Source organism: Thiothrix nivea DSM 5205 (assembly GCF_000260135.1).
Taxonomy (GTDB): domain Bacteria; phylum Pseudomonadota; class Gammaproteobacteria; order Thiotrichales; family Thiotrichaceae; genus Thiothrix; species Thiothrix nivea.
In genome coordinates, this window is the sequence record NZ_JH651384.1 from 3,689,683 (window position 1) to 3,707,023 (window position 17,341).

The 17,341-nt window shown below is 56.3% G+C and carries 16 protein-coding genes; 14 read left to right on the forward strand and 2 right to left on the reverse strand.

Translation table 11 applies throughout. From position 1 onward, the window contains the following. Window positions 1-171 precede the first annotated feature (171 nt). The 11 genes from leuC to dapD all read left to right on the forward strand — a co-directional run bounded on the left by leuC (window position 172) and on the right by dapD (window position 12,980). Entirely contained in the window at window positions 172-1,575 is a 1,404-nt protein-coding gene (leuC, locus tag THINI_RS18420; RefSeq protein WP_002710034.1) for a 3-isopropylmalate dehydratase large subunit, read from the forward strand. Window positions 1,576-1,588: 13 nt separating this feature from the next. After that, entirely contained in the window at window positions 1,589-1,717 is a 129-nt protein-coding gene (locus THINI_RS18425) for an entericidin A/B family lipoprotein (RefSeq protein ID WP_002710035.1), read from the forward strand. Window positions 1,718-1,722: 5 nt separating this feature from the next. Beyond that, complete coding sequence (leuD, locus tag THINI_RS18430) at window positions 1,723-2,358, forward strand: 3-isopropylmalate dehydratase small subunit (protein WP_002710036.1); 636 nt, start codon at window positions 1,723-1,725, stop codon at window positions 2,356-2,358. Between the two features lie 18 nt (window positions 2,359-2,376). Continuing rightward, on the forward strand, window positions 2,377-3,456 hold the full coding sequence (leuB, locus tag THINI_RS18435; protein WP_002710037.1) for a 3-isopropylmalate dehydrogenase: 1,080 nt from the start codon (window positions 2,377-2,379) through the stop codon (window positions 3,454-3,456). 3 nt (window positions 3,457-3,459) lie between these two features. Continuing rightward, window positions 3,460-4,482 (forward strand): aspartate-semialdehyde dehydrogenase, encoded by a 1,023-nt coding sequence (locus THINI_RS18440; protein ID WP_002710038.1) that lies wholly within the window; start codon window positions 3,460-3,462, stop codon window positions 4,480-4,482. 255 nt (window positions 4,483-4,737) lie between these two features. Beyond that, the gene (locus tag THINI_RS18445) at window positions 4,738-8,019 is read left to right on the forward strand and encodes a motility hub landmark protein FimV (protein ID WP_002710039.1); all 3,282 of its coding nucleotides are present in this window, start codon (window positions 4,738-4,740) and stop codon (window positions 8,017-8,019) included. 110 nt (window positions 8,020-8,129) lie between these two features. Then, complete coding sequence (gene truA / locus THINI_RS18450; RefSeq protein ID WP_002710040.1) at window positions 8,130-8,912, forward strand: tRNA pseudouridine(38-40) synthase TruA; 783 nt, start codon at window positions 8,130-8,132, stop codon at window positions 8,910-8,912. A 13-nt stretch (window positions 8,913-8,925) separates the two neighbouring features. Further along, a complete protein-coding gene (locus THINI_RS18455) occupies window positions 8,926-10,386 on the forward strand; it encodes an NAD-dependent succinate-semialdehyde dehydrogenase (protein WP_002710041.1) in 1,461 nt (486 codons plus the stop codon). A gap of 97 nt (window positions 10,387-10,483) precedes the next feature. Beyond that, the gene (locus THINI_RS18460) at window positions 10,484-10,792 is read left to right on the forward strand and encodes an RDD family protein (RefSeq protein WP_002710042.1); all 309 of its coding nucleotides are present in this window, start codon (window positions 10,484-10,486) and stop codon (window positions 10,790-10,792) included. A gap of 147 nt (window positions 10,793-10,939) precedes the next feature. After that, complete coding sequence (gene dapC / locus THINI_RS18465) at window positions 10,940-12,133, forward strand: succinyldiaminopimelate transaminase (protein ID WP_002710043.1); 1,194 nt, start codon at window positions 10,940-10,942, stop codon at window positions 12,131-12,133. Window positions 12,134-12,146: 13 nt separating this feature from the next. Then, window positions 12,147-12,980 (forward strand): 2,3,4,5-tetrahydropyridine-2,6-dicarboxylate N-succinyltransferase, encoded by an 834-nt coding sequence (gene dapD, locus THINI_RS18470; RefSeq protein WP_002710044.1) that lies wholly within the window; start codon window positions 12,147-12,149, stop codon window positions 12,978-12,980. A 99-nt stretch (window positions 12,981-13,079) separates the two neighbouring features. Here dapD and THINI_RS18475 read toward each other — a convergent pair whose 3' ends face one another. Then, entirely contained in the window at window positions 13,080-13,328 is a 249-nt protein-coding gene (locus THINI_RS18475) for a hypothetical protein (protein WP_002710045.1), read from the reverse strand. Between the two features lie 85 nt (window positions 13,329-13,413). Between THINI_RS18475 and THINI_RS18480 the strand changes: the two genes are divergently transcribed. The 3 genes from THINI_RS18480 to lolD are packed head-to-tail and all read left to right on the forward strand — an operon-like array spanning window position 13,414 to window position 16,607. Continuing rightward, on the forward strand, window positions 13,414-14,661 hold the full coding sequence (locus THINI_RS18480) for a lipoprotein-releasing ABC transporter permease subunit (protein ID WP_002710046.1): 1,248 nt from the start codon (window positions 13,414-13,416) through the stop codon (window positions 14,659-14,661). Beyond that, entirely contained in the window at window positions 14,654-15,919 is a 1,266-nt protein-coding gene (locus THINI_RS18485; RefSeq protein WP_002710047.1) for a lipoprotein-releasing ABC transporter permease subunit, read from the forward strand. The genes THINI_RS18480 and THINI_RS18485 overlap by 8 nt, the downstream gene beginning before the upstream one ends. Continuing rightward, window positions 15,912-16,607 (forward strand): lipoprotein-releasing ABC transporter ATP-binding protein LolD, encoded by a 696-nt coding sequence (gene lolD / locus THINI_RS18490; RefSeq protein WP_002710048.1) that lies wholly within the window; start codon window positions 15,912-15,914, stop codon window positions 16,605-16,607. Before THINI_RS18485 ends, lolD begins: the two co-directional genes overlap by 8 nt. 4 nt (window positions 16,608-16,611) lie before the next feature. On the opposite strand, the gene THINI_RS18495 is transcribed toward lolD, so the two are convergent. Beyond that, entirely contained in the window at window positions 16,612-17,202 is a 591-nt protein-coding gene (locus THINI_RS18495; RefSeq protein ID WP_002710049.1) for a DUF2062 domain-containing protein, read from the reverse strand. Between the last annotated feature and the right edge of the window lie 139 nt (window positions 17,203-17,341).

The following is a 17,341-nucleotide window of genomic DNA, read 5'->3' on the forward strand; positions in this document are numbered from 1 at the left end:
AACCTCCCGAAGAGGGCGTATGCAATACGCCCCTACGAAGATCACCCCCTGTAGATACTCATAAGCATGGATTCTTTGCCGGAATCCATAATATGAAAATTATGAATTTTATTTATCTCTGAGCAGGTGTTACTCTCCTCCAATCCATTAGATTTTCCGAGGAGTTTGTTTGTGACCGGCAAAACGCTCTACGACAAGGTTTGGGACGCTCACGTGGTTCGCCAGGAAGCCGACGGAACCTGTCTGCTCTACATCGACCGCCATCTGGTGCATGAAGTCACCTCCCCGCAGGCATTTGAAGGTTTGCGGATCGCTGGCCGCCAGCCATGGCGTATCAGTTCCATGGTAGCCGTGCCTGACCATAACGTGCCGACCACGGGGTTGGAACACGGCATTACCGACCCGGTTTCCCGCACCCAGGTGGAAACGTTGGATGAAAACTGCAAAACCTTCGGTATCACCGAATTCCGTCTCGGCGACATCCGCCAGGGCATCGTGCACGTCATCGGGCCGGAGCAGGGTGCAACCCTGCCGGGCATGACGGTGGTTTGCGGTGACTCGCATACGTCCACCCACGGCGCATTCGGCGCACTCGCACACGGCATCGGCACCTCCGAAGTCGAACACGTCATGGCCACCCAGTGCCTGATCCAGAAAAAAATGAAAAACATGCTGGTGAGCGTGGATGGCAAGGTTGGCTCCGGTGTGACTGCCAAGGACATCGTGCTCGCCATCATCGGTGAAATCGGCACTGCCGGCGGCACCGGTTACGCCATCGAATTCGGCGGCGAAGCCATCCGCGACCTTTCTATCGAAGGCCGCATGACGGTCTGCAACATGGCGATCGAAGGCGGCGCGCGCGCCGGTATGGTGGCGGTGGATGACACTACCATCGAATACGTCAAAGGCCGCCCCTATGCGCCGAAAGCCGCAGACTGGGACAAGGCCGTTGCCGCATGGCGCGATTTGCATTCCGACGACGATGCCGTGTTTGACCGGGTAGTGCGTATCGACGCCGCCAGCATCAAGCCGCAAGTCACCTGGGGCACGTCGCCGGAAATGGTCATTCCGGTGGATGGCAAAATGCCCGACCCGGAGCAGGAAAGCGATAGCGTCAAGGCCAATGGCATCCGCGCCGCGCTCAAATACATGGGGCTGGAAGCCAATACCCCGATCAGCGAGGTGCAGATCGACAAGGTATTCATCGGTTCCTGCACCAACTCGCGGATTGAAGACTTGCGCGCTGCTGCCGAAGTTGCTAAAGGCCGCAAGGTTGCTGCCAACGTCAAACTGGCGATGGTGGTGCCGGGTTCCGGTCTGGTCAAACAGCAGGCGGAGCAGGAAGGTCTGGATAAAATCTTTGTCGAAGCCGGGTTTGAATGGCGTGCGCCGGGTTGTTCCATGTGTCTGGCGATGAATGCTGACCGGCTGGAGCCGGGTGAGCGTTGCGCCTCCACCTCCAACCGTAACTTCGAAGGCCGGCAAGGGCAGGGTGGGCGCACCCATCTGGTTAGCCCGGCAATGGCTGCCGCTGCGGCAGTGACCGGCCATTTCGTTGATGTTCGTACCCTGTAGAGGAGATTACCCCATGCAAAAGTTACTGACTGTTGTTTCCCTGCTGGCTGTTTTGCTGGTTGCCGGTTGCAGTACCGTTGAAGGTATCGGCAAGGATCTCAAATCACTGGGCGGTTCGATCGAGAAAGAAGCGGGCAAGTAATCATCATGGAAAAATTTACTGTACATACGGGTTTGGTGGTGCCGCTTGACCGTTCCAACGTCGATACGGATGCGATTATCCCCAAGCAATACCTGAAATCCATCCAGCGCACCGGTTTTGGGCCAACTCTGTTTGATGACTGGCGTTATAACGAGCCGGGTGAACCGGGCATGGATCACAGCAAACGTGCTGTTAATCATGAGTTCGTGCTGAATTTTCCGCGTTATGTTGGTGTCTCCGTACTATTGGCGCGAGAAAACTTCGGTTGCGGTTCCTCGCGTGAACACGCAGTGTGGGCGCTGACGGATTACGGTATCCGCACTGTCATTGCCCCCAGCTACGCGGATATTTTCTTTAATAACAGCTTTAAAAATGGTTTGCTGCCGATTACGCTGTCTGCCGAAAGCGTTGATCAATTGTTCCGTGAGACGGAAGCACAGGAAGGTTACCAGCTCACCATTGATCTGGAGCAGCAGCAAGTGATCACGCCAACGGGTGACACTTTCGCTTTCAGCATCGACGAGTTCCGCCGTTATTGCCTGTTGAACGGGCTGGATGATATTGGCCTGACGCTGCAACACGCAGACGACATCAAGGCTTACGAAGCGCGCCGCCAACAGGAAGCGCCCTGGTTGTTTTAGTTTTGGGGTTTGAGATACATGACACATAAAATTCTGGTATTGCCCGGCGACGGTATCGGGCCTGAAATCGTGGCGGAAGCCATCAAGGTTTTGAATGTTTTCACCGCTGAAGGTAGCCTGTCGGTGGAAATGGAATACGCCAACATCGGCGGTGCTGGTTATGATGCCGAAGGCAGCCCGTACCCGGCTTCCACGCAAACGCTGGCAAAAGCAGCTGACGCTATTCTGTTAGGTGCGGTTGGCGGCCCACAATACGACAATCTGGATCGCCCGTTGCGCCCTGAGCGTGGTTTGCTGGCGATCCGTTCCGATCTGGAACTGTTTGCCAACCTGCGCCCTGCCATCCTGTACGAAGCGCTGGCCAGCGCTTCCACCCTAAAGCCGGAAGTGGTTGCCAACCTCGACCTGATGATCGTGCGCGAACTGACCGGTGGTATCTATTTCGGCAAGCCGCGCGGCATTGACGTGATGGAAAACGGTGAACGCAAGGGCTACAACACCCTCGTTTACAGCGAACCCGAAATCGACCGCATTGCCCGCGTCGCGTTTGAAACTGCGATGAAGCGCAACAAGCGCCTGTGTTCCGTCGATAAGGCCAACGTGCTGGAAGTGTCTGAATTGTGGCGTGAAGTGGTCGAGCGGGTCGGCAAGGAATACCCGGCAGTCGAACTCAGCCATATGTACGTCGACAACGCGGCGATGCAACTGGTGCGCTCACCCAAGCAGTTCGATGTCATGGTGACCACCAATATGTTCGGCGACATCCTGTCTGATGCGGCGGCGATGCTGACCGGTTCCATTGGTATGTTGCCTTCCGCTTCCCTGAATGCTTCTGCTTGTGGCTTATATGAACCGATCCACGGTTCAGCGCCGGATATCGCAGGGCAGGGCGCGGCCAATCCGCTGGCAACCATCCTGTCAGTCGCCATGCTGTTGCGCTACAGCCTGAACAAAGGTGAGTTGGCCGAGCGCATTGAAGTGGCAGTGAAAAAGGTGCTGGCGGAAGGCATCCGTACCGGCGATATTTACACAGAAGGCTGCCGCAAGGTAGGTACGGCGGAAATGGGTGATGCCGTAGTTGCTGCCCTGCAAGGTTGATGCATGACGCAAAAAATGGACATTGCTGTCGTTGGTGCGACTAGTCTGGTCGGGGAGGCCATGCTGGATTTGCTGGCTTCCCGTAAGTTCCCGGTTGGGGATGTGTATGCGCTGGAAGCAGAAACCGATGGCGAACAGGAAGTGGATTTTGGTGGTAAAACACTGGATGTAGAACCGTTGGCCGGTTTCGATTTTTCCGGCGTACAGCTTGCCCTGTTTGCCGCCGGTGAAGATGTGGCAGCGGTTTATGCGCCACTGGCAGCAGAAGCTGGCTGTATCGTGATTGATGATAGCGCCTGTTTCCGCTTTGAAGATGACGTACCACTGGTGGTGGCAGAGGTTAATCCGCAAGCCATTGCCGACTACGCGCAGCGGCGCATTATCGCCAACCCCGGCAGCGGTGTCAGCCAGATGCTGGCAGCCTTGAAGCCCTTGCACGATGCGGCAGGCATTACCCGCATCAACGTTGTCACCTATCAGGCAGTTTCCGGTTCAGGGCGTGCCGGGGTGGATGAACTGGCACGCCAGACCGCACAACTGCTGAATGCCCGGCCAATCGAGCCGCTTGTTTACCCGAAACAGATCGCATTCAATGTGTTGCCACAAATTGGCAAATTTATGGAAAATAGTTATACATGGGAAGAGATGAAGCTGGTGCAGGAAACCCGCAAGATTCTCGACTTGCCTACGTTGGCGGTTAATCCCACCGCTGTGCGTGTCCCGGTATTTTTTGGACATTGCGAGGCCATCCACATCGAAACGCAACGCAAGCTCTCGGCAGAGGAAGCAGCTGACCTCCTGAGCAGTGCCCCTGGCGTGGAAATTCTGGATGAACGGCAGGATGGGGGATACCCGACCCCCGTAACTGAAGCTGTCAACGCTGAAACGGTGTTTGTCAGCCGTATCCGTGAGGACATTTCCCATCCATCTGGCCTGAATTTATGGACGGTGGCTGATAATGTGCGCAAATGCGCGGCTTTAAACAGCATCCAGATTGCGGAAATTTTACTGCGGGATTACCTGTAGTCTCAGGTTAAGCGGGAATTAATTCATCATTACCCACAATATGCGGCGGATATGGCAGAATTTTTGCCAAACTATACAAAAGCTTGTCTCGGGGCGACATTGCTTAAGATAATGTACTAATATATAGTTCCAGCGTTAAGAAACAATAACGAGAATCGCTATTCATCAAGAATAACAAGGGCCTAATAAGAGTTGTATAGGTGATGAATCAGGGATACTACAATCGTACATATAAAGAATCGAAGGGGAATTGCTGTGAATAAACAAGCCTTGAGCTTAGCTATATTCATCGCCGGAGCGTATCCTGCGGTCTCCAGCGCCTTGGGGCTTGGGGATATTGAGTCCAACTCTCATCTAAACCAGCCACTGCGCGCCACCATCGACCTGTTGTCCGCTGCCCCTGCGGATGCCAGCCAGATCCGGGTACGTCTTGCGCCTCCTGATGTCTTCAACCGGGTAGGTGTCGCTCGCCCTGAATTCCTCAGTAATCTGCATTTTACACCGACCATCCAGGGTGGGAAGCCGGTTATCCTGGTGACTTCCGATTCGCCTATTCAGGAACCGTTCGTCAACTTCCTGCTGGAAGTCAGTTGGCCGCAGGGACAGTTGCTTAAAGAATATACGGTCATGCTGGATCCACCAGTGCTGATGCAGCCAGGCAATACGGTTGCCGGAGAAGCGTCAGTGCGTGCCGAACCCAGAGCGACCGGTAATGTCCGCCGCCCTTCGGGCAGGCAGATGGCTGCCGCCCCGGCCTCTCAACCGGCGGCCAATGCCAACCGCAACCGCACTTACCGCGTTAAATCGGGTGACACCTTGTTTGGTGTCGCATCCCGCTTGCGGCAACCCGGCGTCAACAATGACCAGATGATGATGGCCTTGTTCCGGGCTAACCCAAATGCCTTTATCGACAAAAATATCAATAACCTGCGTGCAGGCGCCACGTTGAAAGCACCACCAGCGGGTGATGTGGGCGTTGTCTCCAGGGCAGAAGCACGCCGTCAGATACGTGAGCAGAACGCCGAGTGGCGTGAATTCCGCAAGGCGTTGGCAGGTAATACTGTTCCGCAGCAGTCCAGTGGCACTAAAGCTGCCACCAAACCGGCGACACCAGCGGCCAAGCCGCAGACTCAAACGGCCAGTAGCGCCCAGGACAAGGCGCGGCTTGAAGTGCTGGGTGCGCAAAGTGGTGGTTCAGCCAAGGATGCTGCGGTTGCCGCCAGCAGCGCCAAGCTGGCTGAAATCGAAAAGCAGCTTGCGTTGGCGAATGAGTCGTTGGCTGCGCGCCAGAAAGAGAACACTGAACTCAAGTCTCGGGTGACTGACCTTGAGTCCATGCTTGGCAAGAAAAACCGCTTGTTGGAATTGCGTGATAACCAGCTGGCCGAATTACAGAAGCAACTGGCTGCCACTGGTATCAAGACACCCGATCTGGCTGGTGAGCCTACGGGTCAGGGTGCAGGTGCAGGTGGGCAACAGACCGCCGTTGGTCAAATGCCTGTTGGCGCGGGGCAGCCCGCCGCCACGCAAACGCCGGATCAGGGCAAAGACATTCAGACCCATATGGCGAATGTCGCTGGCCAAAACAATGACGCCGTATTGCGCGGTGAGCAACCCGCTTCCACGCCTGTACGCAAACCACCTGCTGCGGCAGTTGGGGAGGCTCCGGATGCTGGCAGCCCAGCACAAAGCAATGCTGCTACCCAGCCTGTACCGGTGACACCGCCTGTCCAGCCAGTCAATGAACCGGTTCCAGCCAGCAGCTCCCTGATACCTTTGAAACCACCGGTTGCGCCCACCCCTCCCAAGCCAGCAGTCGTGCCGGTAACGCCAGTAAACCCGGTTGATCAGAAACCGGCTCCGGTGTTCGCGGATCAGACGCAAGAGGGCAATGACCTGCTGGGTCTGCTGACTTCGCCGCTGGCACTGAAGATCGGCGCGGGTTCCCTGGCTTTGCTGCTGCTGTTGTGGTTGCTGGGTCGCCGCCGCAAGCCGGAAAGTGCTGTTTCCAACAAGTCGGACGAACGTTTTGCCAATCTGGATGACGATCTGGAAATGACCGCTGACGAAAGGGAATCCATGGATCTGGACTCCCTGGAAAGCGAACTGAGCAAGGCGGAAAATCGTGGTGGTTCACATGCCCATGGCGTTGCCGATCATGACCCGTTCGGTCTTGGTGACGATGATGACCATGTTTGGGGCACTGATGACCGCCAGCCAGCAGCCACGCCTGCCCATATCGCTTCCACGCATGAGCCTGAAGGCGAAGATGACTTATTGACCGAGGCCAACGTCTACATTGCCTATGGCCTGTATCAGCAAGCGGAAAGTGAGCTGAAAAAGGGCATTGAACGTGACCCTGACAAGCTGGAATACCGTCACAAGTTGCTGGAATGTTACTTCGCTGCCAATAACCGTGAGGCATTCGACCAGCAGGCGCAGCAGTTTGTCAGCATGAAAGGCCCCAACAAGGAAGCCTTGTGGAAGTCCATCGCTGAATGGGGCCGCAAGATCAGCCCGGATAACAAACTGTATCTGGGTGATGGTTCCAGCGGCGGGTTCAGTTCTGTGGCGGCTACGGTTGCTACTGCGCTTGGCGGCGCGGCAGCAGCAGGGGCGGCTACAGTGGCAGCAGCGGATGATGATGCTACCACTCAGGTGGCACGGCAGATGCCGGCTGAGGCAGAGCCTGCTGACCCGTACCATTATGACAGCCATGTCGATACTCCGGCAGATGATGATTTCGGTGACCTGGAGCTGGGTGAGCTGGATTTCGACGATATAGACCTCGACAAGCTATTGCAGGAAGGTGAAGAAAATGATGCCGAACGCGCGGAAGCGTTTAGGCAGCCTACCGCCATGCCGGAATTGCCAGACCTGGATATGGGGCTGGAACTGGATGGCCAGCAGAAGCTGCGACAGGGCGTAGCTGCGCAGGATGCTGGTAGCAGCGAGCCAATGGCGTCCCTGGAAGAAGAAACTTTCGAGTTGGAAGATCTGGATGATGACCTCGATCTGGATTTCGACCTCGATTTGCCGGAGGAGCCTTCCATGCCAGTGGCGAGGGTGGGAGCGCCCAAAGCTGACAATGCCCCTGTTTCCGCAGAAGATGACCTGCCCGATTTCGATTTTGATGACGAACATGACCGCAAGGTGGAAGAGGGTTCCGCGCCCGCTGCCATGGAAGCGCCCGCAATGGCAGCCGCCAGCACCAGCAATGCCACGCACCTGAACTTGCATCTGGACAACAACACCGGCATCAACCGCATCCTGCCGAAGGATACCTTCTACGCGCCGATCAGCGAAGAAGACAAGGACTGGCTGGGCGACATTGATGACGCGCTGTCTTTCCTCGACTTCCCTGATGAGGAAATTGACCTGCACGAAGCGCACATCAGCACCAAGCTGGATCTGGCGCGCGCCTATCTGGATATGGGCGACATCGAAGGTGCGCGCAGCACGTTGGAGGAAGTCATGGTCGAAGGCAATGACGACCAGCGTCGTGAAGCCGAAGTCCTGTTGCACCAGACCGGTTGATGAATTGGCGTATTCCCGCTATAAAAGCCGGTTAATCCGGTCTTTCTTATGTTGACGCGAAGGCTGGTTTAACCAGCCTTTTGCGTTTTTACTGCTTTGGACACAACTGAATGAAATTTGCAGCCTGTATCGAATACGATGGCAGCCCCTTTTACGGTTGGCAACGTCTGAGTCACGCGCCCACGGTGCAGGAACATGTCGAACAGGCGCTTTCCCAAGTTGCGGCGGAACCCATCCAGGTCGTGTGCGCCGGACGTACCGATACCGGTGTCCACGGGCTTGGGCAAATTATCCATTTTGAAACCAGCGCAGAGCGCCTGCAACGCGGCTGGTTATTCGGCAGCAACGCCCATTTGCCGGATGGCATTGCCATGCGTTGGATACAGCCCGTGGTGGAAGATTTTCATGCGCGTTTTTCCGCCTATTCACGCCGTTACCGCTATATCATCCTTAACCGGCAGGCACGCCCAGCGCTGTTGCATAAGCGCGTACATTGGCAGCATGGCGAGCTGGATGCCGCCGCCATGCATCAGGCCGCGCAGGTGCTGGTTGGTGAGCAGGATTTTTCCAGTTTCCGGGCGGCAGGTTGCCAGGCGCGTCATGCTATCCGTGAAATTACTGAAATCCAGGTCAGCCGCGAGCAGGATTTCATCCACGTCGATATTGCTGCCAATGCCTTTCTCCACCATATGGTGCGCAATATCGTCGGTTCATTGCTGAAAGTGGGGGCGGGGGAGCGTCCGCTGGAATGGATTGCCGAGTTGCTGGCGCTGCGCGACCGTACCCAGGCGGGCATGACAGCCCCGGCAGCGGGGTTGTATTTCGTGCATGTTGCCTACCCGGCGGTATTCGGTTTACCTTCCACCTATACCTTGCCCCGTTTTGTCATTTGACTGGAGAACCGCCATGCTGACCTTACAAGCCCCTTACCTGTTGCGTCCTGCTTGTTACGTTGATGGGCGCTGGATCGCGGCGGAAAGCGGTAAAGCCCTGGAAGTGCGCAATCCCGCTACAGGCGCAGTGCTGGCTGCCGTGCCGGATTGCGGTGCAGCTGAAACCCGGCAGGCTATTGCCGCTGCTGAGGCCGCATTGCCTGCATGGCGGGCGAAAACGGCTGCGGAACGTGGCAGCATCCTGCGCCGCTGGGCGGAATTGCTACGCGAACATCAGCAAGACCTCGCTGTGCTCATGACTTCGGAGCAGGGCAAGCCGCTGGCGGAAGCGCGCGGCGAAATCAACTATGCCGCCGCCTTCTTCGACTGGTTTGCCGAAGAAGGCAAGCGGGCGTATGGCGATGTCATTCCCTCCCCGCAGGCGGATAAGCGGCTACTGGTGATCAAACAGCCTATTGGCGTGTGCGCGGCAATCACGCCGTGGAATTTCCCCGCAGCCATGATTACCCGCAAACTGGGGCCAGCCATGGCGGCAGGTTGCACGTTGGTGCTCAAACCGGCGGAACAGACGCCGCTGACGGCGCTGGCGCTGGCGGAATTGGGAGAACGCGCCGGTGTCCCCGCAGGTGTTTTCAACGTTGTTACCGGCGACCCGGTGGCTATCGGTGGTGAGCTGACTGCCAGCCCGGTGGTGCGCAAGCTGTCATTCACCGGCTCGACTGAAGTAGGCAAGTTGCTGATGCGCCAATGCGCCGCAACCTTGAAAAAACTGTCGCTGGAACTGGGTGGCAATGCGCCCTTCATTGTGTTTGATGATGCCGACCTTGATGAGGCGGTGGAAGGCGCGCTGGCCTCCAAATACCGTAATTCAGGCCAGACCTGCGTGTGCGCCAACCGTTTCTTGGTGCAGGCAGGCGTGTATGACGCTTTTGCGCGCAAGTTGGCAGAGAAGGTTGCCAGTTTGCGGGTAGGCAATGGGCTGGATGCCGATGTTAATCAGGGGCCACTGATCGACGAAGCTGCCGTATGCAAGGTCGAGGAACTGGTGGCGGATGCGCTATCAGGTGGTGCAAAAGCCATCGGTGGCGGTGGGCGGCACGAACTGGGTGGCACCTTTTACAAGCCTACTGTCCTGACAGACGTATTACCCTCCATGCGGGTAGCCAGGGAGGAAATCTTTGGCCCGGTTGCGCCGCTGTTCCGCTTCCAGGATGAAGCCGAAGCTGTCCAGATGGCGAATGATACCGAATACGGTCTGGCTGCTTACTTCTACGCCCGTGACATCGGGCGGGTATGGCGGGTGGCTGAGGCGCTGGAATACGGTATGGTCGGCATCAACACCGGCATGGTGTCAACGGAAGTGGCTCCGTTTGGCGGGGTGAAAAGCTCCGGCCTGGGGCGGGAAGGTTCCCGTTACGGTCTGGATGAATACATGGAACTGAAGTACCTGAGTATGGGGGGCATTAATGGGTGAATGGGTGAAGCTCTTTTTTGTTTCGGCAGAATCGGGATTGCTTGACTATACTAGGTGGTGAGTGTGTGTGACATTATCGTGACAAGGAGTGTCATGTATGAAAGCCAATGCCCCGTTTTCAACCCCCGTCAACAAGGGATATTTCCTGAATTACATAGCCAGCCATCGACATGGCAACCCGGGTATGCGTCTGCTGGCGCTGGCGTTTGATCTGGTGCTGGTCGTTCTGCTGGTGACACTCGCGGTGCTGTGCGTATTTGGGCAGACGTGGTTGTTGTACCACGCCGTTTATACCGATGCGGCGTTCTATGTGTTGATGGCCAGTATTCCCACTCTGTATTTCGCTGGTTTCCAAGGCATATGGGGGGCAACCCCCGGCAAAATGCTGCTGTTGCCTTGGCTGTAATGCCTGGAATTTTGCCCCTGCCTTGGTGCTGTTTACCTGATGATTGATAGGTGGTTGCCTTGTCCGGTTGCAGGCTGTTCCTAACCCTGCAACGGTTTTCCGCTATACTAGCGCATTTCCTGTTTGTGACCGGAACGAGCTGCACCCATGAATCCTGATCTTGCCCGCCTGCAACCCTATCCGTTTGAAAGAATCCGCTCCCTGCTGGAGGGCGTATCCCCGGCTGGCGTACCCGCCGTTTCCCTGGCAATGGGCGAGCCGAAACACCCGACGCCGGATTTCATCCATCAGGCTATCAGCAACAATCTGGGCGGGTTGGCGAATTACCCGCTAACCAAGGGTATGCCTGCCTTGCGGGAATCGATTGCTGGCTGGCTGACCCGCCGCTTTCAGTTGCCGGAGGATGCGCTGGATGCAGGGCAACACGTGATTCCCGTCAACGGTACCCGCGAAGCCCTGTTCGCTTTTGCGCAAACCGTTGTGCAACGCAAGCCGGACGCAGCCATCGTCATGCCCAACCCCTTCTACCAGATTTACGAAGGGGCGGCGCTGCTGGCGGGTGCGCAACCGGTTTTCCTGCATTGCACGCAAGATAACGGTTTTATCCCGGATTTTGCCGCAGTTCCGGCGGAAGTCTGGAGGCGCTGCCAGTTGCTCTACATTTGCAGCCCCGGCAACCCGACCGGGGCCGTGATGCCGCTGGAGACGCTCAAGCAGGTGCTGGAACTGGCGGAACAGCACGATTTCATCGTCGCCTCCGACGAATGCTATTCCGAACTGTATTTCGACGAAGACCAGCCACCGCCGGGCTTGCTGCAAGCCGCCGCCCAAATGGGGAATACGGCTTGGAAACGCTGTGTGGTATTCCATAGCCTTTCCAAACGCTCGAATGCGCCGGGGATGCGCTCCGGTTTCGTGGCGGGGGATGCGGAGGTGTTGAAACAGTTCCTGTTGTTCCGCACCTACCACGGCTGCGCCATGCCGCTACCGTTCCAGCTTGCCAGCATCGCGGCCTGGAATGACGAAACGCATGTGCAGGAAAACCGCAGGCTGTACCGGCAGAAATTTGCTGCCGTTATGGATATACTCGCACCGGTACTGGATGTGCAGATGCCACAAGCCAGCTTCTACCTGTGGCCAAAGACACCGGTAGATGACGAAACCTTTACCCGAGAACTGTTTGCCCAGGCGCACGTCAATGTCGTGCCCGGCAGCTATTTGTCGCGGGAAGCCGAGGGGCTGAACCCGGGTGCAAACCGCGTGCGGCTGGCGCTGGTCGCCCCACTGGAAGATTGTATTGAAGCGGCGGGACGTATCCGGCGCGTAACCGAAACCCTTTGAATTGGAGACGAACATGTCAGAAGTTGCAGAACTGCAAGCTATCATCGAAGAGGCGTTTGAGCGCCGCGCCGACATTAACCCACGTAACGCTGACGCCAGCACCCGTGATGCCGTCAATACCGCGCTGGCGCTGCTGAATGCCGGCAAGCTGCGCATCGCGACCCAGCATGGCGTGGGCAATTGGGAAGTGAACCAGTGGCTGAAAAAAGCGGTATTGCTGTCGTTCCGCCTGAATGACAACGAAGTGATGGATGGCGGTTGCACCCAGTACTACGACAAGGTTAAATCCCGGTTTGCGGGTCTGAGTGCGGATGATTTCGCTGCCGGTGGCGTGCGGGTGGTGCCTAACGCGGTGGCGCGTCATGGTTCCTATGTTGCGCCGGGCTGCGTGCTGATGCCTTCCTACGTCAATATTGGCGCGTATGTGGATAGCGGCACAATGGTGGATACTTGGGCGACGGTTGGTTCCTGTGCGCAAATCGGCAAGAATGTGCACTTGTCCGGCGGGGTTGGTATCGGTGGCGTGCTGGAGCCGCTGCAAGCTGGCCCGACCATTATTGAGGACAACTGCTTCATCGGTGCACGTTCCGAAGTGGTGGAGGGCGTGATCGTCGAGGAAGGTTCCGTCATTTCCATGGGTGTTTACATCGGCCAGAGTACCCGCATCTATGACCGTGAAACGGGTGAAGTCATGTACGGGCGCGTGCCGGCGGGTTCTGTGGTGGTATCCGGCAACCTGCCTTCCAAGGATGGCAAATACAGCCTGTACTGCGCGGTCATCGTGAAAAAGGTCGATGCAAAAACCCGTGGCAAGGTCGGTATCAACGAACTGCTGCGCGACATCTGAATACCTGTTTCCCCATGGGGAATGAAACCTCTTCCCCCACATTCCGGCGGGGGAGAGGCGTCCTGATCCTGGACAGTACGGGTTTCGTCCTGAATCCCGTTAGTGCACTACCGTGTGCAAAACTGTTTTACGCTCGAAATAAACTGAAAACCCGCCATAATTCCACACGGTGATGCGTGGCCATTGCCGTTTGACCGGCCCGGCGGATTTGCGCACGGAATAGGGTGCACCATATTGCGCCTTGACGGCTTTCATGCTCATGCCGCGTGTGGGGTAGTCGGCGAAGGCTGAAGTGGCTAAAAATGGCACGGAAAGCAGCAGGATGCTAAACCATTTGGGCAGACGCATGTCTTATCTCCCGATACTTTGACAATTGACGACACTCAACAGTTAATGCTGTGTTTTTACGGTCAGCACGGTACAATCGCCAGCCATGTTTACACCACTCGAATTATTCATCGGTCAGCGTTACACGCATTCACGGCGGCGTAACCGTTTCATCTCGTTCATCTCGTTCGCTTCGATGCTCGGCATCCTGTTGGGGGTCATGGTGCTGATCACCGTGCTGTCGATTATGAACGGGTTTGAAAAGGAACTCAGGGACAAGATACTGGGTGTGGTTTCGCATGTCACGGTTTCGGGGACAAATGGCCAATTGGCTGATTGGGTGGCCAAAATCGACGGATTAAAGGCGCAAAAACATGTGATTGGTGCAGCCCCCTATGTGCAAAAACAGGTGATGCTGACCAATGGTAACCTGATGCGTGGGGTAGTGCTGCAAGGCATTGACCCGGCTTTGCAGGGGCAGGTCAGCGACGTAAATTTCAAGATGCTGGAAGGCAGCTTCGACCAGCTCAAGCCACGCGAATACGGCATTGTGTTGGGGGTGGAAGTGGCCGCTAACCTGGGGGTGATGCCCGGTGACAAGGTGACGGTGATCGTGCCGCAGGTACAGGTGACGCCTGCTGGCATCCTGCCGCGCCTGAAACGTTTCACCGTGGTCGGCATCTATCAGATTGGGCATCCGGAATACGACGGCATGACGGGGTTCATTGAACTTAGCGATTCCGAGCGTTTGTTCCGGCTGGGTGAGGATGTTGGCGGCATTCGTTTGAAACTGGATGACATGTTCGCGGCGCAAGCCGTCGGGCATGATTTGCAGGCGCGGTTGGGCAACCAGTTTGAGGTGACGGACTGGAGTGAGGAACACGGCAACTTTTTCCGCGCCGTCAAAACCGAGCGCATTGCCATGACCCTAATCCTGTTTTTGGTGGTGTGTGTGGCGCTGTTCAACCTGGTTGCATCGCTGATGATGACGGTGAATGACAAGGAGTCGGATATTGCCATCCTGCGTACCTTTGGCATGGATGGCGGGCGTATCATGCGGATTTTCATGATCCAGGGCAGCATTATTGGTGTGTTCGGTACGCTGGTTGGAGTTGGCCTGGGGGCGTGGCTGTCGCTGAATATTGATGTGGTGATTCCGGCGATTGAGAAGACGTTTGGGTTCCAGATTTTCTCGTCTGACGTGTTCTACATCAGTCAAATTCCGTCGGATCTGCGCTGGGACAATGTGTTGTGGATTGGCATTGCGTCGCTGGTGGCGTCAGTGCTGGCGACGGTCTACCCGGCATGGCGCGCATCCAAGGTCCAGCCTGCGGAGTCACTGCGTTATGAGTAAGCTGTTCCAGCCGCTGGAGCTGTTTGTCGGCATGCGCTATACCCGTTCGCGGCGGCAGAAGCATTTCATTTCCTTCATTTCGCTGGCCTCCATGGTCGGCATTGCCATTGGCGTGCTGGTGCTGATCACGGTGCTGTCGGTGATGAACGGTTTCGAGCAGACCATGCGTGAGCGCATTATGGGGATGCTGTCGCACATTACCGTGTCCCAGACTGACCTGATGGTGCCGGACTGGCAGAAGGTGCAGAAGGATTTGCTGGATTACCCGCATGTGAAAGCGGTTTCGCCATTCATCGAAAAGGCAGCCATGCTGAGTGAAGGCGAAGAAGCGCGTGGAGCAATGTTGCAAGGCGTTTCGCCGGAACTGGAAAGCCAGGTTAGCACAGTATTCAAGCATGTTGTCGAAGGTGATATGACCAAGTTGACGCCGGGCAGTTTCAACATTGCGGTTGGCGCTACCATGGCGAAGGATCTCAAGGTCAAGGTGGGTGATGCCCTGACCCTGGTCAGCCCTAGTGAAAGTGCGCTGGAGTCTGGTGAATTGCCTGCTTTGCAACGCTTCACCATTGCCGCGATTTTCCGCGTCGACATGCAGCAGTATGACAGCAGTTTTGCCTACATCAACCTGGAAGACGCCGCCAACACCTTCGAGATGGGCAGTAATATCACTGGTTTGCGCCTGATGCTGGATGATTTGTATCTGGCTCCCAAGGTGGGTCAGGAAATCCTGGGGCGGATGGGGCAATACTGGCCGGATATGTGGGTCAATGACTGGACTAACTTGAACAAAAACCAGTTCAAGGCAATCCAGGCGCAGAAATCCGTCATGTTTATCATCCTGCTGCTGATCGTGGCGGTGGCGGCCTTCAACCTGGTGTCTACGCTGGTAATGGTGGTGACGGACAAGGAGGGCGACATTGCCATTCTGCGTACCCTGGGGCTGTCATCCGGGCGGGTGATGAAGATTTTCATGGTGCAGGGAACCCTGATCGGGGTATTTGGCACCATCATCGGGGTGGTGCTGGGCGTGCTGCTGGCGTCCAATCTGGATGTGATCGTGCCAGTGCTGGAACGCCTGTTCGACACCCATTTTATCAATTCCGACGTTTATTTCATTAGTGAGCTGGAATCAGAAGTTAATCCGGGTGATGTGCTCGTGATTGTGTTCAGTTCACTGCTGATGTCGATACTGGCGACGCTTTACCCTGCCTGGCGCGCGTCCAAAGTCCAGCCTGCGGAGGCGCTGCGTTATGAGTAATCCCCAGAACAACAATGTGATCATTGCCTGCCAGCAACTGGGCAAGCGTTTCAAGGAAGGGCGGCTGGATGTAGAGGTGCTGCGCGGCGTTGACCTACAGGTACATGCAGGCGAAAAGGTCGCCATCCTCGGTAGTTCCGGCAGTGGTAAGAGTACCTTGCTGCACCTGATGGGGGGGCTGGATTTGCCCTCCACGGGGCATGTGGAGGTGCTGGGCAAGCGCATGGATCAGTTGTCGGATACCGCACGCGGCGTGCTGCGCAATGAATCCATGGGTTTCGTGTACCAGTTCCATCACCTGCTGCCGGAATTCAGTGCGCTGGAAAATGTCGCAATGCCCTTGCTGATCCGGGGCATGAAAGTGGCCGAAGCCAGCGCCCAGGCCGCCGACATGCTGGAAAAGGTAGGGCTGAAGGAACGTCTTGACCACAAGCCTGCGCAATTGTCCGGTGGTGAACGCCAGCGTGCCGCCATTGCCCGCGCGCTGGTCACGCGCCCCAAAGCCGTGCTGGCGGATGAGCCAACCGGCAATCTGGACCAGGGCACCGCCGAGCACGTCTTCAACCTGATGCAGGGGTTGAATGAATCCTTGCAGACCGCTTTCGTGGTCGTGACCCACGACCTGCAACTGGCAGCGAAAATGGATACAGTTTACCGGTTGGCGGATGGTGTGCTGGGACTTGCCTAAAGGTTTATTCTTCAGGTTGGTCAGGGTCGTAGGGGGCTTTGGTCTGTTGCTTTGGCTGCGTTGTTTTGTGCTGGCGTGCTTGCAAACGGCGTTCGCGGCGGTTTTTCCAGTGTTGCAACACATGCATTCGCCACAGCAGGTGGATGCCATAGTAGCCTGCAATCGAGGAAATGATTGCCATCAGGAAAATGCCCAGCAGAAAGGGCTTCCAGATCAATACCAGGCCATTCATTAGCCAGTCCAGGCTGGCGTGGAAATTGAAATCGTTGGGTGGTTTTCCAACAATGGCTGCCCCCAACTCATAGGCAAAATAAAGCATGGGCGGCATGGTGATCGGGTTGGTGATGAACACGAGCACCACTGACAAGGGCAGGTTCGCCCGGAACACAACCGCCAGCAAAGCAGCCAGCAACGACTGGAACGGGATCGGCAACCACATGCAAAACAGGCCAATCGCAAATGCCGCCGACACGCTACGTCGGTTCAGATGCCACAAACAGGGCATGTCCAACGTATCCCCAAGGAATTGAAGATGCTTATGCTGCTTGAGTTTGCCGGGATCTGGAGCCCATTTGCGGAAAAATTTCCTTGGCATGAATGCGGGTCAGTAATGCTCGAAAACGTTGCATTATCCACGGTTTTTGTGAAATGCGCATCTTTTCAGTGAGTGTTTTTTGCCGTTGGAGGGAATCATAAAATTTGATGGATAGCGGCTACACCTATTCACATTCATC

Excerpts from the sequence above, each read along its gene's own strand:
- lolD (WP_002710048.1), top strand. The coding sequence starts at position 15,912 with ATGAGTAATCCCCAGAACAACAATGTGATCATTGCCTGCCAGCAACTG.
- THINI_RS18485 (WP_002710047.1), top strand. The coding sequence starts at position 14,654 with ATGAGTAAGCTGTTCCAGCCGCTGGAGCTGTTTGTCGGCATGCGCTAT.
- dapC (WP_002710043.1), top strand. The coding sequence starts at position 10,940 with ATGAATCCTGATCTTGCCCGCCTGCAACCCTATCCGTTTGAAAGAATC.
- dapD (WP_002710044.1), top strand. The coding sequence starts at position 12,147 with ATGTCAGAAGTTGCAGAACTGCAAGCTATCATCGAAGAGGCGTTTGAG.
- THINI_RS18480 (WP_002710046.1), top strand. The coding sequence starts at position 13,414 with ATGTTTACACCACTCGAATTATTCATCGGTCAGCGTTACACGCATTCA.
- THINI_RS18425 (WP_002710035.1), top strand. The coding sequence starts at position 1,589 with ATGCAAAAGTTACTGACTGTTGTTTCCCTGCTGGCTGTTTTGCTGGTT.
- THINI_RS18495 (WP_002710049.1), bottom strand. The coding sequence starts at position 17,202 with ATGCCAAGGAAATTTTTCCGCAAATGGGCTCCAGATCCCGGCAAACTC.
- leuD (WP_002710036.1), top strand. The coding sequence starts at position 1,723 with ATGGAAAAATTTACTGTACATACGGGTTTGGTGGTGCCGCTTGACCGT.
- THINI_RS18475 (WP_002710045.1), bottom strand. The coding sequence starts at position 13,328 with ATGCGTCTGCCCAAATGGTTTAGCATCCTGCTGCTTTCCGTGCCATTT.
- truA (WP_002710040.1), top strand. The coding sequence starts at position 8,130 with ATGAAATTTGCAGCCTGTATCGAATACGATGGCAGCCCCTTTTACGGT.
- THINI_RS18455 (WP_002710041.1), top strand. The coding sequence starts at position 8,926 with ATGCTGACCTTACAAGCCCCTTACCTGTTGCGTCCTGCTTGTTACGTT.
- THINI_RS18440 (WP_002710038.1), top strand. The coding sequence starts at position 3,460 with ATGACGCAAAAAATGGACATTGCTGTCGTTGGTGCGACTAGTCTGGTC.
- leuB (WP_002710037.1), top strand. The coding sequence starts at position 2,377 with ATGACACATAAAATTCTGGTATTGCCCGGCGACGGTATCGGGCCTGAA.
- THINI_RS18460 (WP_002710042.1), top strand. The coding sequence starts at position 10,484 with ATGAAAGCCAATGCCCCGTTTTCAACCCCCGTCAACAAGGGATATTTC.